Genomic DNA, 15,582 nt, shown 5'->3' with positions numbered 1-15,582 from the left:
AATAGTTATTGTTCAAGTTGTTGAAGGATAGCTTCTGCCGCTTTAAAAGTTAGGGCAGACATAGTTAGAGTTGGGTTTGATGTTCCTAGAGTCGGCATATTTCCACAGCCTACTAAGTACAAATTTTCGTGGTCCCACGTACGCATATTGGCATCGACTACAGAATCTTCTTTAGAGAATCCCATTCTGTGCGTTCCTACAATGTGTCCTGCGCCAGCAAAAGTGTAGCCTTTGCCTTTGTAAGTCACATAATCAGCATCCGAAGCCGGATTGTAAGATGTAAAATCTTCAATATCACATTGGCTGAACAATTGCTCAGAAACAATTCCTGATGCTTCAAAAGCTTTCAGCATGTATTCTGTTGCTTTATAATGAATTACAGGTCTGTAATTGCCAATATTATCTTTGTATTGAGGATCAATTGTTACACGGTTATCAGGATCTGGAGCCTGTTCGCATTCAAAGTGTGTAAAGAATTGTCTTGTAACCAGATTTTCGATTTTAGCACGAAGCTCTTTACCAATAATGCCTTCATTTACAGCATTAATAACATCTGTTGCAGGTGAACCAGTTGGCCATGCCCAGCCCCAGTTGTCTAACGGTAAAATCCAGGCAGCGTGATTTTTACGGAATTCTCCATCTCTAAAAGTTGGAATGTTAGAAGTAGAACCCGGACCACGATACGGATAAATAGGATCTTTTGATAATCCCCATCTTAAAACCGTCATGTGATCCATTAAATTACGTCCCACCTGGTCACTGCTGTTTGCTGCTCCTGATGCTAATAATAATTTAGCATTTTCAATTGCGCTGCAGGCCATTACATATAAAGTTCCTTTTGCAGTATGTGTTTCATATTCTGATGAACTTCCTTTGATATACGTTTTGTATTCAACACCGTTAATCCAGTTTGAAGTTTCGTTGATTAACAATCTTGAAGCAACAGCTTGTGTTTTTGCGACAAGATTTCCCATGTCGCATTTTCTGAATGTTTTTAAGGCGTTGTATTTTGCCTGAACGGGACAAATAGGTACACAGCTCGCATTTCCTTCGCAGCGCTGGCCTGTATATTGATCCCAGTTTGAACCAACCGGATCATATTCTCCAGGTTCAATTTTGATGATATCTAATTTTTTTGAACCTGGATTCCATTCTACTCCGCCAATATTGTAATCAAGATTAGGGATTGAATTTCTTCCTTGTGGCGTACTGATACAAGTTAATTTATAGTCTTTACCATTAAGTTTAATGTTATTGTTTTTATCAATAACTTTTTTCATTACGCCGTCAAGGTAACTCGTTGGAATACCTTTCATTGGAAACACATAATCTTTACCAAAAATGTTTTTTTGTTCGATAGGATAATGCTGATCATCTACATTTCCAGAAACACCAATTTCGTTTTCGGCCATTTGATAATAACGGGACATATCATCATACTTAATTGGCCAGTCTACACCAACGCCGTATTTAGATTTCATTACAAAATCGTTTGGCAGCATTCTAAGTGTAGTTCCAAGCCAGTGCAGCGTTGTTCCGCCCGGCGCTCTTGTATTGTCACTTGCAAAAGGAAGCGGTCCCATTTGTACCAAATATCCTTTTGTTGAAGGTCTGTCTTTTGGGATTTTCTGAATATCAAGAACATCAATTGAAGGGGCATCTTTTATATTCGGATAAGGCGAATTAGGAACTTTTGCAGAAGCGTTATAAAACGTATTAAGATAATCCTGATAGTTTTTATAATTAGCATCCTGATCCATTGCTATACCTGCAGAAAGACCTGCTTCGAGCATTAAAACTTTCTTACCTGCATTGGTAAGAACCTTTGCTATTATTGATCCGGCAATACCAGAACCAACAATAACTACATCATAATTATTTTCCATTTGATTACCTTTTTGTTATGAATTTTTTACTGTAAGCGGACGTTCTGCCCATGAACCGTAACCAGGTTGTTTTGCTCCCGGCGGATGTGTATGCGCAGCGTTCCACATAAGTCCCTGAATGTAAGAAGCTGATGATACTACATCGTTGCCCCAATTTCCGGTATACCAAAGAATAATGATGTTTTTTGCCAATCCATTATAAGCCGATGCAGCCATAAATTGTGAAGCTAAAGCAGCTTCAATGTTTTTTTTGGATTTGTCATTTAACAGCACATGAACATCAAGAAAGAAATAATCGATGTCCTGTTTGTCTGTGTTTTTCTGGATCGTGTTGTAGTAGGTTTCCAGCATTCCGGTAGCTTTAAGTTCAGTTTTACTGAATCCGGTTAGAAGCGCCGAAACCTCTAAAAAGAGTTTTGTGTGGGAATTAGGTTCCATGGTGTTAGTTTTTTGGGAATTAAAGGGTTAAACATTTTTTGTTAATTGGTTTTTGATGTAACATGTTTAAGTCCAATATGCTAACGTTGTACCTTGAGTATAGATGCGATGATACCTCCAGAAGTAAAGTCAAGCTTATACAATTGGCTGTTTCCGCAAGTTTTGAAGCGCAAGTATTAGTAGCGTTACTTTGCTCCGACACAGTAGTATTAGTTTTGATATTGAGCCTTGTTTTTTCTACTAAAATTACTGGAGATATAAAAAGGCTATTGATAAATTGACACAGGAGTAAGATTTTATGTCACAAAAGAGATAATTTTTGGTACTAAAACTTTTATAATGTTAGATTAGTTGTTAAAAGTTTGAAAAATTAACATTAGCTTAAAGATTGTAACATATTGAAATTGAGTTTTCTATGCGCTTATAATTAGTATCGGATGTAAAAGAGTTTTTATTCAGCTGTGTTATAAGCATAAAAATGCCCCAAAATAGTGTTTGACTTTTTTGGGGCAGTGTAAATCGAGACGGTCTCTTTTTTATTTTACATGTTTCCTTGTTCCGTAGGAACATTTCATTGGTAGAAAATTATATTGTTACAGGTTTACGTTCCGTAGGAACGTTTGATTTAGACGTTGTTTTTTTAAGAATCGGATCTATCAAACGTTCCTACGGAACGTAAAAATGCGACTCTTACTATTTTTCTACCAATGAAACATTCCTATGGAATGATAAATTGGATATCAAAAATTGACAAATTAGTCTCTAAAAACTAACAAAATATTTATAGCAAAAGAGCTGCCTCGACTTTAGAGGCAGCTCTTTACTATTTGTGTATTTATTTATCCTAAAGAATAAAATCCAGATTAAAGTTTATTAGTTTTAGTGTCAACAATTTTACTTACTCTAAATACTAAAAAGATAGTAAGTAACATAATTCCAGAAGCAGTCATTGCCAGAATATCATAATGTTCTAACGGTGCATAACTGTCTTTTTGATAAATGATTAATCCGGCAATTACAGCACCAAAACCTCCGGCCATTTGCTGTAAAGACGAGTTAATACTCATAAACGCACCACGATCCTGCGGATCTGGAATGGCAGACGTTAAAGTCGTTGACGGAACCATTCTGCTCATAATCGTTGCCATCATAAAAACGTTGATAAGCAATACAATATAGAATGGAGTTGGGCCAAAATGAGAATAAATATTGATTAGAATCACGGCAGATACGGTAGCAAATGCAAAGATTTTAAATTTATTTACCCTGTCACTCAATTTACCAATAAAAGGCATTGTAATTAAAGTTGCAATTCCGGTAATCATAAATAATAAAGGTAATTGCTCATTAGTTACTTTAAGATTGTTGATGGCAAACGCACTTCCGAATGGCATCATCATAAAACCTCCAATAGAAAGCAGGGCAGTAGCTAAAAATCCAACCTGATAGTTCTTTTTAGAAATCGTATGATACAAATGCATCAAGGCTGTTTTCTCTTGTTTTAAATGTAAATGCTCTGTAACAGGTTTTAATTTTACATATAAAATCATGGTGATAATAGCTGCCATTGCTGCAATCCATAAAAACGGAACGTGCCATCCCCAGGCATTTGCAATGTATAAACCAATTGGGATTCCAAGAACCTGACTCACGCCAAATCCCATTTGAATAAATCCCATTACTTTTCCTCTTTGCTTCAGGCTGAATAAATCAGCAACAATAGCAAGAGAGATTGAACCAATTACACCGCCAAATAATCCGGTGAAAACGCGCGCTGCAACCAACAGAAAAAAGTTAGGGGCAAGGGCACAAAATAAAGTCCCGATTGTAAATCCGATGTAAAAGAAAAGTAACAATTTTTTTCGGTCAAATTTATCTGCAAAACCAGCCGTAAGCAATCCGGAAATCCCGGCACTAAAAGCATAAGCAGAAACGGCAATACCAAATTGAGAAGCCGTAATATTTAAGGTTTTAATCATAATATCCCCAAGCGGCGACATTACCATAAAATCAAGCACAACCGTAAATTGTGTCATGGCTAAAAGAAATATAACCAGTTTTTGATAGCCATTAAAACCGGTTTCGATAGTTTGTTTTTCGTTCATATAATTATTGTAGTTCTTTGCAGTCAAAATTGTGAAAATTCAATAAGTCAATAATTTGAGCTGCATTTAGTTTTTCGCTTATAATTCTCAATACGCAATCAATATCTTCCTGGTCAATTGACCATTGCAATATAGATTTGTTTGCGTTTAAAAACGTTGCGATTTTGTTTTTACTTGTCTCTGTTTTTATATTAGTGGCGAATATCAATACATTCATAACATAAAATTTAAGGTGTTAATGCCTTTATCACGAGTCTAAAAGCTTCTTGTTGTATTTCATTTGTTAATTGAAATGGAGTGGTACCTCCAAGTCCTTTACCTTTTTCATGAAAACGAAGTAAATTGTACAGCGGGCCATAAGCAATACTCCAGAAAACCTCCTTTGATACTGGTACTATTTCTTTTCTTTCAATTGCCCGATGCAAAAACTTCGTCATGATTTCTTTGAGTTCCATCAAACTTTCGTTAACGATATGTTCCCCATAATTTGAATTTTGGAGAATTTCCCAGCAGGCAATTTTATCAGTGTTTTTCAGCATAAACTCTGATCGGTTTTCCCATTGCTTTGCAAGACCTTCTACAAAAGGCATTTCTGGCGAGAAATCTTTAAGCGAACTTTTAAAGAAGTAAGTGCCCATTTCAGTTCCAATTTTTTTAATCAGATCTTCCTTGTCGGCATAATAAATATAAAGTGTCGCTACAGAAATCCCGCACTCTTTCGCAAGTTTGTTCATTGTAAAGCCTTCTATGCCATACTTTACAATCATTTCTATAGTTTTCTCTTTAACTAATTCTTCTTTATTAATATCTCTTGTTCTCAAAATGAAAAGGATTTTATTGAATTGACATTGCAAAGATATAATAATAAATGAACGTTTATTCATTTATGAAAAATGTTTTTCAAAAAACTTTAAAAAGGGCAAAAGTTGGTTCCCAATATAATTTTACTATTTTTACTCTTAACAGCTATCATACTCAATATTATTTGGTATGAAATACTGAATTGTTTTATTAACCTAATTATTTAAAAATGAGAAAAAACAACGATTTTGGTTTGTTAATACTTCGTATTACAATTGGATTTTTAATGCTTTTGCATGGTATTTCAAAATTTAAAGGCGGTTTAGATTTCATAAGCGGAATGCTTGTTGAAAAAGGACTTCCTGGTTTCTTTGCTTATGGCGTTATCATAGGCGAAATTTTGGCACCAATCTTAATTATAATTGGTTTTAGAACCAGAATTGCTGCTTTAATATTTGCTTTCAACTGTTTAGTGGCAGTTTTAATGGCACACAGTCAGGATATTTTTAAATTGAGCGATCACGGAGGTTGGGAATTAGACCTTCTGGGGTTATATTTCTTTACGGCAATTGCATTGTTTTTTACCGGAGGAGGAAAATTTGCAGCTTCAAAAAGCAATAAATGGGATTAAAAACTCATTAAAATATAAAATTATAAAGCGGCCGTCGAGCCGCTTTTTTTATGATTTTATTAGTAAGAAAGTCAGTAAAATCAGCGGGTGATAATAATTTGAATTCTAATGTTATTCTAATGTAGCGACGAAAATTTAGTTTTAACTTGCGCCTGAAATTTATTTTTTACGATGCTTAATAAAATTAAAAATAGCCTTTTATGTAAATGCCTTCAGGCGTTACTAATCGGCTATTTTTTAATGAGCAGTATTAATGTCTCAGCAACTTTCAGCCGAATTATAAAAGAAAATACAGAAACTCATTCTGTTAAAGGAATAGCGTGTACTCTTTTGAAGAAAATCTTTAAGTGCGACGGAATCCCAGAAGAACTGGACGATTATGAAACAAAAGATACGAAGACCACAAAACTTGCAAAAGGAATTGTGTTATTAGAATATCTGGTTCCTTTAGATGCGTCTGTGCCAGGATTTTATTTTCAAAATAATCTTAAAGGAAAAAATTATATAGACAATCCAATTTTCTCATTTGGATTTCACGGCAAGATACATTTGCCTCCTCCACGATTTATAGTATAAGTATTTAGTTTTGATTGGATTATGATAATTTTTGTAATCCTTAATGCGATATTTTTCGTAAATTAACATCTATTAATCTTGTATTTATATATAAATCCATGACACCTTTAAAACGTTTTTACAACTTACTTGCGTTAGACAAACGTGACGTATACCAAATTATATTTTATGCCGCTTTTGCGGGTTTGGTAAACCTTTCCCTGCCTTTAGGAATTCAGGCGATTATTAATTTTATTCAAAGCGGACAGCTTAGTGTTTCGTGGATTGTGCTGGTTTTTTTGGTTACAATTGGAGTTGGCTTTGGCGGAATTTTAACCATTCTTCAGCTGCGAATCGTAGAAAATCTGCAGCAGCGAATTTTTGTGCGTTCGTCTTTTGAGTTTGCATACAGACTGCCTTTAATTAAGTTTAAAGAAATGTATTCGGAATACGCGCCCGAAAAAGCAAACCGATTTTTTGATACGCTTATGGTTCAAAAAGGAACGGCAAAACTTTTACTTGACTTTTGTACCGCCTTTCTGCAGGTTGGTTTGGGTATTATTTTGCTGGTTTTGTACCATTCCTTTTTTACCGTAATTGGACTTTTATTTATCGTTATTCTGTATGTCATTTTTAAATTCTCTTATAAAGATGGTTTAGAAACAAGTCTTAACGAATCAAAGTTTAAATATAAAGTGGCGGCCTGGCTTCAGGAAATTGCCCGTAATCGTGAAAGTTTCCGCAGAAAAGGCGGCTTCGATTATGCTTTAGACAGAAATGACGGTTATGTGAGTCATTATGTCAATTACCGCGAAAAGCACTTTCAGGTAATGAAAAAACAATACATTCAGCTTACTATTTTTAAGGTAATTGTTACAGCTGCTCTTTTGTCGATTGGTGGTTTTCTGGTAATTCACCATCAAATGAACATTGGGCAGTTTGTGGCAGCTGAAATTGTAATTGTATTGCTGATCAATTCTGTAGAAAAAATAATCTTCGGGTTAGAATCTTTTTATGATGTATTGACTTCTTTGGAAAAAATTGGTCAGGTTACCGATATGGAAATTTCATGTATTCCGAAAACTTCTGCCGTAACCGAAACCGGAATTACAATCGAGACGGAAAGTATTGCTTATAATTATCCGGAACACAGTAAAAAATCACTTAAAAATATTAACCTGAAAATAAATCAGGGTGAAAAGATTATTTTAAGAGGAACAAACGGTGCCGGAAAAAGTACTTTATTACGCTTACTTGCAGGATTGCTGGAGCCGGAAAGCGGCGCAATGTATGTGACAGATAATTTTATGAACCGTTTGGACGAAGATAGTTACAGAGCACAATCCGGAACACTTTTACAGGGCGATACACTTTTTGAAGGAACAATTAAGGAAAACATTCTTTTTGGAAATGAAACCATTAATAATGACGATTTAAAATGGGCTTTAGATAATGTGTGTTTAACGCCTTATATTAAAACTTTCCCGAACGGACTGGAACATCAGATTCATCCGGGCGGACGCGAGCTTTCGGCTTCAGATGTGCAAAAGATTCTTTTGGCGAGAAGTATTGTGACCAAACCTAATATATTATTCCTTGAAGATCCGGTTGATAAAATGGACGAACTGACGTCGGGTAAAATTGTTGACTTTTTACTTGCCGAAGAAAATGACTGGACGGTAATTGTTACTTCTAAAAATGATTTCTGGAAGAACAAATGCAGCCGTATGATTACGATTGATGATGGAAAAATTATTAACGACATAAAGCTTTAATCATGCTTAATATATCTAAAGATAATAACGTACTTATAACGCCGGGCAAATACAAATCGATTACCGCAGTTGCCCGCAGACCGCACTATAAAATTTTAAATAGAGTAATTGTTGGATTTTTAATTTTCTGCATTGCCTGCCTTTTTCTTCCGTGGACACAAAATATTTCGGGAAGCGGTTCTGTAACAACTTTAAAACCAGATCAAAGACCACAAACTGTTCACAATGCTATTGCCGGAAGAATTGAAAAATGGTATGTTCAGGAAGGGGATTATGTAAAAAAAGGAGATACGATTTTGTTTATTTCTGAAACTAAAGAAGATTATTTAGATCCAAATTTAGTTGGAAATACAAAAGATCAGGTTGATGCCAAAAAAATGGCTGTAGAATCATATGCTGATAAAGTAAGTTCGCTTAACGTTCAGGCACAGTCGCTTAATACGGAAAGAGAATTGAAACTGCAACAGGCTCAAAATAAAATCAAACAAGCCCAGCTGAAAATTAAAAGTGACAGCATGGATCTTGAAGCGGTAAAAACGCAGTTAAGAATCGCAAAAACACAATTTGACCGTTCGACTGCATTGAATAAAGAAGGTTTAAAACCGCTTACAGATGTAGAACAAAAACGATTAAAACTGCAAGAATCTGAAGCGTATATTATTACACAGCAAAATAAACTTTTGAGCAGTAAAAACGAATTGATAAATGCAAGAGTAGAAATAAACCGCATCACGGCTGAATATTCTGAAAAAATATCAAAATCAAGAAGTGATAAATTCACCGCTTTAAGCACGCAATATGATACAAAAGCTCAGGTAAATAAACTGGAAAATCAATACGTAAATTACAGTATTAGAAATGGTTTGTATTACATAACAGCTCCGCAAAGCGGATATGTAAACCGTGCTTTACTGGCCGGACTTGGCGAGACAATTAAAGAAGGAACGCCAATTATCAGCATTATGCCGGCAAGTTATGATATTGCGGTAGAAACGTATGTTGATCCTATCGATCTTCCTTTAGTGCATCGCGGTGCAAAAGTGCGTGTTTGGTTTGATGGATGGCCAAGAATTGTATTTTCTGGATGGCCGGGATTGTCCTACGGAACTTTTGGCGGCAAGGTAGTGGCAATTGAAAATTTTATTAGTGCCAATGGAAAATACAGGGTTTTGATTTCACCAGATGGAAACAAAGATGAAAAATGGCCGAAAGAATTAAGCATTGGAGCAGGAGCGCAGAGTATTGCTTTATTAGAAACGGTTTCGGTTTGGTATGAAATATGGCGAAACTTAAATGGATTTCCGCCAAATTATTATAAGTCAGATGAAAAGGAGGCAAAAAATGGAAAAGACAAAAAATAAATTTAAGACTATAGTTCGACTGTTTTCTCTTTTGTTTTTATTCGGTTTTTCTGCTTATAGTCAGGATTTTAATAAGGAAGAATTGAGTTACAGTGAATATTTAGGATATGTAAAAAAATACCATCCGCTGGTAAAACAGGCGAATCTTGAAATTAGCAATGCGCAGGCAGCGTTAATGCTGGCGCGCGGTGGTTTTGATCCGAAAATTGAAGTCGATTACAATAAAAAAGAGTTTAAAGGAACAGAATATTATTCGATTTTAAACAGCAGTTTCAAAATCCCAACTTGGTACGGAATCGAAATCAAAGCCGGATTTGACGATACAGACGGACAATATTATAATCCGCAGAATCGTACGCCGGATAATGGATTAACTTCATTAGGAGTGAGCGTGGCTCTGGGGCAGGGAATGTTCATCAACCAAAGAATGGCAGATGTCCGCGAAGGAAAACTGCAGTTAAAATTAAGCGACGCACAAAGAAAACTAAGAGCAATTGAGGTTTTGTATAAAGCCAGCGAAGCGTATTTTGAATGGAGAAAAAGCTATAATGAAGCTGAGCTTTATAAGCGATATCTTGGTTTTGCCAGCACACGTTTTACAGGTGTAAAAAAACTAATCGAACTTGGTGATTCTCCTGCAATTGACAGCGTTGAAGCCGGAATTACAGTTCGAAACCGGGAATTAAATGTTGAAAACGCGAATCTAAAATTAGCTAAAGCGAAATTGTATTTGTCTAATTATTTATGGCTTGAAAATGTGCCTGTTGAATTGGGAGATATGGTGAAACCGGAAGAAAATTTAATTTTGACTTTAGAAGAAACGCTGAAAACAGATGCGATGATGGTCAATGTTGAAACTTTAGATTCGCATCCTAAAATTCAGGCTTTAGAAACTAAAATGTCGATGCTCGAAGTTAACAGACAATTGAAAGCCAATTCGCTTCTTCCCAAATTAAATGTAGGCTACAATTATATTTCTGAGCCTTCTTATTTTGATTCTTTTAATGCCGATGATTATAAGTTTAATATTGATTTCAGCATTCCGATTTTTTTGAGAAAGGAGCGAGGAAGCCTGAAAATGGCAAAACTAAAAATTCAGGATTTAAAGTTTGATATTGAACAGCAGAGACTGGAATTGAAAAACAAAATAAAAGCACAGCAAACTGAAATTGCTTCTTTAAAAAGGCAGAAAAATGTAATTGACAATTTGGTAAAAGATTATGTAACAATGCTTAATTCTGAAGAGAAGTTATTTTCCTTCGGCGAAAGCTCGATCTTTTTGCTTAATTCGAGAGAGAATAATTTGGTAAGCGCAAAACTGTCTCAAATTAGTATTGAAAATCAGTTTTACATTTCAAATGCTGAGTTGTATAAAATATTGGCTAATCCCGATTAATTTGAATTTTCTAAAATGTTATACATTAATCATTGAGTGAAAAACTAAAACTTAGCTTTTTATTTTTTGACAATCATGTTATCATTCCGTAGGAATGTTTCGTCGGTAGAAAAATAATGCCCAACGACATTTTACGTTCCATAGGAACGTTTGAGATGTTAGATTATTGAAAAAAAAATGTCAAAATCAAACGTTCCTATGGAACGTAAACAATGACAACAATATAATTTTTTCTACCAATGAAATGTTCCTACGGAACAAAGACATAAAATAAAAAGGGATTGTTTCGACTTTTGACACAATCCCTTTTTATTTTTTAATTAAAATTTACTGGCAAATTCTTTCGCAAAATCTTCCAGTTTTATTTTCCCGTCAACAGAAGCATTGCTTGATAAGAAATGTTCAATGATTTTTCCGCTTCTTAAACCAGTTCCCATTTCAGCATAAAGTTTAGCAATTTCTTCCGGAATTCCGGCTTGTGCCATTCCGCCAAGAGCTTGTTCATCTGTAAATTCTACCCATGGTAATTCTGGTTTTGCAATTGCAGCACCCAAAACTTTTGCAGCGTCACCCGGAGTACGAACATCGCTAATAATATATCGGATATTTTTTCCTGCCGGAGTATGCTGCAATTCTTCTGCGGCAGCCTGAGCAATATCTACTGGATGCACAAACGGAATTGTTATTTCTGATGGATAATTAGAACCAATAATTCCCGCTCCCTGAATCATCGGAACATCATTATAAAAATTAGTAAAGAAAAAACCTGCTCTTAAAAAAGTTACAGAAGTATTCAGTTCCTTATATATTTCTTCAATTTTATGAAGTCCTGCAATTGGGCCAGTTCCGTTTGGTAAATGAGCGCCAATACTGCTTAACATAACGACTCTTTTTACTTGTGCTTCTTCAATTGCTTTTGCAAAATATTTTCCAGCGTTTTCAGTATTTGCAATAACATTTGCTCCGCCTAAATTTGGAGGTGTCATGGCAAAAATAGCATCTGCACCTTTTAATGTTTCCAATAAAAATGCTGCATCGCTTACAGAACCTACTGCAGTTTTTGCGCCCAGATTTTCGATTGCTGTTTTTCTGTCGGCATTACTGCTTATTACGGTTACGTCGTGACCAGCAGCGACAAGTTTTGTAGTTAATGGTTTTCCTATGTTCCCTAAAGAACCTGTTACTATAATTTTCATATATATAATTTTTTTTATTACAGTTACAAAGGTATCTTTGCACTTACTTTTATACAAGTACTTACCCTATAGTATGTATCATGACAGCAATTAAAGAATCATCGACAATTCAGGAAAATAAGCAATATGCACTGGAAAAATGCCCGGTTACGTTTGTAATGGAAAAAATAGGCGGTTACTGGAAACCTATTATTCTTTGGCATTTATCAAGCGGAATGAAACGTTACAGCGAATTAAAAAGAGAAATTCCTGCTATTACAGAAAAAATGCTCATTCAGCATTTAAAACAATTAGAAGCCGATGGTCTTGTAATCAGGGAAGCAAAACCTGTAGTTCCTCCTTTTGTAACCTACAGACTCAGCAACGCCGGACAAGGTTTACTGCCTGTTATTGAAGCAATGGCAGCGTGGGCTTTTAAAGTTAAGGATGGGGAGTTTTTGTAGGCTCAAAGGTTCAAAGGTTCAAAGTAACAAAGGTTTTAGAAAAAATCTTAGCATCTTAGTATCTAAGAAGCTGCCTTTGTACCTTTGTCCCTCTGTACCTTTGCACCTAAAATCACTTAACAACTGTCGCTTCCAATTCTACTTTAACGGTTTCAAAAAGGCTTTTTACTTCCATTAAGGTTGTGGCTTGCTGAATGTTGTGTTTTGCAATCCATTCCTGCAGGATATTGAAGTGAGGCCAAAGCTCTGAAGTTGCAGTAGTGCAGATCGTTAATCTCACGATGCCGCTGCATTCGTAACCTGCTTCGGTGATTACTTGTTCCAGATTTTGGATCGCCAGTTTTAACTGTGATTCCATGTTTTCATTGCTTGAAATTCCTTCGGCGTTTATTGCGGTCTGTCCTGAAACATATAATGTTCCCTGCGGATTTTTTACTTCAACTGCTTGGTTATAACTACGTTCATTTTGCCATTTCCACGGATTGATAACTCTTTTTTCCATTTGATTTCCTTTTTTAGTTTGTGCCAATAATGGCATTGTTGTGATTAATAATAATCCTAAAAGTTTTGTTGTTGTTTTCACGATTACAGTTTAAAATTTATACTGCAAAATTGAAAATAACTTGTGGAAACAGGTCTTGACATTTGTCACGATTATAATGTGCGAAATGTCACATTTACGAAGATAAACGGCTTAAGGTTTCGCGAGAGACGCCTAAATAAGAAGCGATAAGGCTTTTAGGAACGCGCTGAAAAAGAGATGGATATTGTTTTAAAAGCTGTTCGTAGCGTTCTTTTGGATTAGAAGTCATCCAGTAAAGAATACGACGCTGTGAGGCAAGGAACCCAAAGTTAGCTTTCTCCAGAAGAAAGCGAAGCATTTTAGGGGAATTATCACATAGATCTTTATAATCATCGAGGGTAAAACAAAGCACTTCTGTATCTTCAAGACATTCTAAAGACATAGTTGCTTTGGTTTGAGTGAAAAAAGCATAATAATCGCTTTCCCACCAATCTTCCATAGCAAAGGAAGCAATATGCTGTTTTGGGGATTCATCGGTGTAAACCAATTTTAAAAGTCCTGAAATGACAAAATAAGCATATTTTACATCATCGCCTTCCTGAATTAAAAATTGATGTTTTTTGAATTTCTTAGTGATAAAATGCTGACTGATAAATGAAAATTCTTCATCTGTCAGCTTTATTATTTTTTCGATATGTTCCCGAAGTTTTTCCTGCATGTTATGGTCAAAGATATTTAAATTTTTCGATGATCAAAAAGGTAAAATAAATCAGATAGCCATAATCAAATTAAACCGGATTGAAATCACACACGTCGTTAAACCGGATTAAAATCCGGCCCTACAATATGAATCATCCCTTCGGGATTTTACATTCTGGGTGTTAATGCGATCTATAATTTTCGGCATCAAAATAAAGAGCCGGAGGCTCGATTTATATTGTAGGGCTGGATTTTAATCCAGTTTGGGTTATGATATTTTAGGTGTACAATGAAATTAAACCGGATTGAAATCCCGCGTTACAATGATATTAAACCAGATTGAAATCAAACATATCGTTAAACCGGATTGAAATCCGGCCCTACAATATAAATCATTCCTTCGGAATTTTAAAATTGGGATTTAAATACGATCGATATTTTGCGGCATCAAAATAAAGAGCCGAAGGCTCGATTTATATTGTAGGGCTGGATTTTAATCCAGTTCATATTGTAGATCCGGTTTCAATTCATTTTTGCGGAATATAAATATTAAACGTCGCGCCCTCCATTGGTTTTGCCGTAGCATTAATAATACCATTATGATTTTCGACAATCTTTTTTACGATGGCAAGACCAATTCCCGTTCCGTCATAAATATCGCGACTGTGTAAACGTTGAAAAACACCGAATATTTTTTCGCTGTGTTCCGGTTCAAAACCAATTCCATTGTCTTTAAAACTAATGTGGCAATAGTTTTCTGCTGACGATAATTTATCATTCTGTAATTCTTCACCGCTGACGATTCGGCTTTTGATTTCGATTTGAAGCGGAATTTTCTTCTGAGAAAATTTCAAGGCATTGTTTACCAGATTTTCTATAAGCTGAATAAACAAAAACGGAATGATATTTATTTTACCATGAAGATTCGTAATAATCGAAGCATTTTTTTCCTTAATATTTTCCCGAAGCGCTTCTTTTACATTTTCAATAATGATATTAAGATCCGTATTTTCATAAATACGATCTGTAATATTTGTTCGGGAAAAAGTCAATAGATCATTGATTAATTCCCGCATTCTGTTGGTGGAATATAAGATTCGTTCAAATTTTGCCTGTCCATCCGGGCTCAAATTTGGATATTCTTTTGCAAGGATAATGTTTGTAAAAGTTTGAATTTTACGCAGCGGTTCCTGTAAATCATGACTTGAAATATGAGTAAAAGCATCAAGTTCCGTATTTTTCTTTTTTAACTCAGTTGCATATTTTTCTATAGCAATATATTGCGCTGCCAGTTCTTCATTTGCTTTTGTGATTTTGGCATTAAGTGCTGTGGCTTCTTCTTCTCTAAGGCGTAATTCCCTGTTTTTCTTATACAATTCGGTAAAAACCATCACTTTTGCCTGAAGGATTTCTGCAGATAAAGGTTTAATCATATAATCAACAGCACCAGACTGATATCCTTTAAAAATATAATCTGTAGTGTTCATATTTGCCGTCAAGAAAATGATAGGCACATGTTTAAGTTTGTCGCTTTGACGAATGAGTTCGGCAGTTTCGAATCCATCCATAAGCGGCATTTGCACATCCATAAGAATTATTGCAAAATCCTGACTTTTGAGCAGAATTCGCAGCGCATCTTTCCCGGAAGTTGCTTCTACAAATTCATATCCCTTATCTGCAAGTATGACCTGAAGTGAAAGTAGGTTTTCCTTCTTGTCGTCGACAATTAATATTTTAACCGGATATTCTTCTATGGGGTTCTGGCCTTTCATA

At 35.2% G+C, this 15,582-nt stretch carries 15 protein-coding genes; 6 read left to right on the top strand and 9 right to left on the bottom strand.

The window, feature by feature from the left end:
- Nucleotides 1–5 precede the first annotated feature (5 nt).
- The 5 genes from NLJ00_RS19775 to NLJ00_RS19755 form a co-directional block, all read right to left on the bottom strand.
- Entirely contained in the window at nucleotides 6–1,886 is a 1,881-nt protein-coding gene (locus tag NLJ00_RS19775) for a GMC family oxidoreductase (RefSeq protein ID WP_256635093.1), read from the bottom strand.
- A gap of 15 nt (nucleotides 1,887–1,901) precedes the next feature.
- Complete coding sequence (locus NLJ00_RS19770; RefSeq protein ID WP_053472727.1) at nucleotides 1,902–2,324, bottom strand: sugar dehydrogenase complex small subunit; 423 nt, start codon at nucleotides 2,322–2,324, stop codon at nucleotides 1,902–1,904.
- A gap of 863 nt (nucleotides 2,325–3,187) precedes the next feature.
- A complete protein-coding gene (locus NLJ00_RS19765) occupies nucleotides 3,188–4,429 on the bottom strand; it encodes an MFS transporter (protein WP_256635092.1) in 1,242 nt (413 codons plus the stop codon).
- Between the two features lie 4 nt (nucleotides 4,430–4,433).
- The gene (locus NLJ00_RS19760) at nucleotides 4,434–4,646 is read right to left on the bottom strand and encodes a hypothetical protein (protein WP_053472725.1); all 213 of its coding nucleotides are present in this window, start codon (nucleotides 4,644–4,646) and stop codon (nucleotides 4,434–4,436) included.
- A gap of 10 nt (nucleotides 4,647–4,656) precedes the next feature.
- Nucleotides 4,657–5,250 carry a TetR/AcrR family transcriptional regulator gene (locus NLJ00_RS19755; RefSeq protein ID WP_256635091.1) on the bottom strand — a complete coding sequence of 198 codons (594 nt, stop codon included), beginning with the start codon at nucleotides 5,248–5,250 and terminating at the stop codon, nucleotides 4,657–4,659.
- A gap of 209 nt (nucleotides 5,251–5,459) precedes the next feature.
- On the opposite strand from NLJ00_RS19755, the gene NLJ00_RS19750 reads away from it, so the two are divergent.
- The 5 genes from NLJ00_RS19750 (at nucleotide 5,460) to NLJ00_RS19730 (ending at nucleotide 10,948) form a co-directional block, all read left to right on the top strand.
- Nucleotides 5,460–5,861 carry a DoxX family protein gene (locus tag NLJ00_RS19750; protein WP_256635090.1) on the top strand — a complete coding sequence of 134 codons (402 nt, stop codon included), beginning with the start codon at nucleotides 5,460–5,462 and terminating at the stop codon, nucleotides 5,859–5,861.
- 240 nt (nucleotides 5,862–6,101) lie between these two features.
- Complete coding sequence (locus tag NLJ00_RS19745; RefSeq protein WP_256635089.1) at nucleotides 6,102–6,437, top strand: hypothetical protein; 336 nt, start codon at nucleotides 6,102–6,104, stop codon at nucleotides 6,435–6,437.
- Nucleotides 6,438–6,535: 98 nt separating this feature from the next.
- Nucleotides 6,536–8,191 carry a peptidase domain-containing ABC transporter gene (locus NLJ00_RS19740; RefSeq protein WP_256635088.1) on the top strand — a complete coding sequence of 552 codons (1,656 nt, stop codon included), beginning with the start codon at nucleotides 6,536–6,538 and terminating at the stop codon, nucleotides 8,189–8,191.
- 2 nt (nucleotides 8,192–8,193) lie between these two features.
- Nucleotides 8,194–9,552, top strand: a complete 1,359-nt coding sequence (locus NLJ00_RS19735; RefSeq protein WP_056198520.1) for an HlyD family secretion protein — start codon at nucleotides 8,194–8,196, stop codon at nucleotides 9,550–9,552.
- Complete coding sequence (locus NLJ00_RS19730) at nucleotides 9,533–10,948, top strand: TolC family protein (protein WP_256635087.1); 1,416 nt, start codon at nucleotides 9,533–9,535, stop codon at nucleotides 10,946–10,948. The genes NLJ00_RS19735 and NLJ00_RS19730 overlap by 20 nt, the downstream gene beginning before the upstream one ends.
- Before the next feature lie 320 nt (nucleotides 10,949–11,268).
- On the opposite strand, the gene NLJ00_RS19725 is transcribed toward NLJ00_RS19730, so the two are convergent.
- Nucleotides 11,269–12,144 carry an NAD(P)H-binding protein gene (locus NLJ00_RS19725; RefSeq protein WP_256635086.1) on the bottom strand — a complete coding sequence of 292 codons (876 nt, stop codon included), beginning with the start codon at nucleotides 12,142–12,144 and terminating at the stop codon, nucleotides 11,269–11,271.
- Nucleotides 12,145–12,224: 80 nt separating this feature from the next.
- Here NLJ00_RS19725 and NLJ00_RS19720 point away from each other — a divergent pair, with 80 nt between their 5' ends.
- Nucleotides 12,225–12,587, top strand: coding sequence for a winged helix-turn-helix transcriptional regulator (locus tag NLJ00_RS19720; protein WP_256635085.1), 363 nt, complete (start codon nucleotides 12,225–12,227; stop codon nucleotides 12,585–12,587).
- A 112-nt stretch (nucleotides 12,588–12,699) separates the two neighbouring features.
- Here NLJ00_RS19720 and NLJ00_RS19715 read toward each other — a convergent pair whose 3' ends face one another.
- The 3 genes from NLJ00_RS19715 to NLJ00_RS19705 all read right to left on the bottom strand — a co-directional run bounded on the left by NLJ00_RS19715 (nucleotide 12,700) and on the right by NLJ00_RS19705 (nucleotide 15,581).
- Nucleotides 12,700–13,089 (bottom strand): RidA family protein, encoded by a 390-nt coding sequence (locus tag NLJ00_RS19715; RefSeq protein ID WP_256637485.1) that lies wholly within the window; start codon nucleotides 13,087–13,089, stop codon nucleotides 12,700–12,702.
- 175 nt (nucleotides 13,090–13,264) lie between these two features.
- Nucleotides 13,265–13,828 carry a Crp/Fnr family transcriptional regulator gene (locus tag NLJ00_RS19710; protein WP_256635084.1) on the bottom strand — a complete coding sequence of 188 codons (564 nt, stop codon included), beginning with the start codon at nucleotides 13,826–13,828 and terminating at the stop codon, nucleotides 13,265–13,267.
- A 508-nt stretch (nucleotides 13,829–14,336) separates the two neighbouring features.
- Complete coding sequence (locus NLJ00_RS19705; protein ID WP_256635083.1) at nucleotides 14,337–15,581, bottom strand: sensor histidine kinase; 1,245 nt, start codon at nucleotides 15,579–15,581, stop codon at nucleotides 14,337–14,339.
- Nucleotide 15,582 lies beyond the last annotated feature (1 nt).

Origin of the sequence: Flavobacterium panici, from assembly GCF_024499525.1 — a bacterium.
Classification (GTDB): domain Bacteria; phylum Bacteroidota; class Bacteroidia; order Flavobacteriales; family Flavobacteriaceae; genus Flavobacterium; species Flavobacterium panici.
The sequence above is the reverse complement of the archived record's forward strand: the minus strand, read 5'-3'. Positions and strand labels throughout refer to the sequence as shown.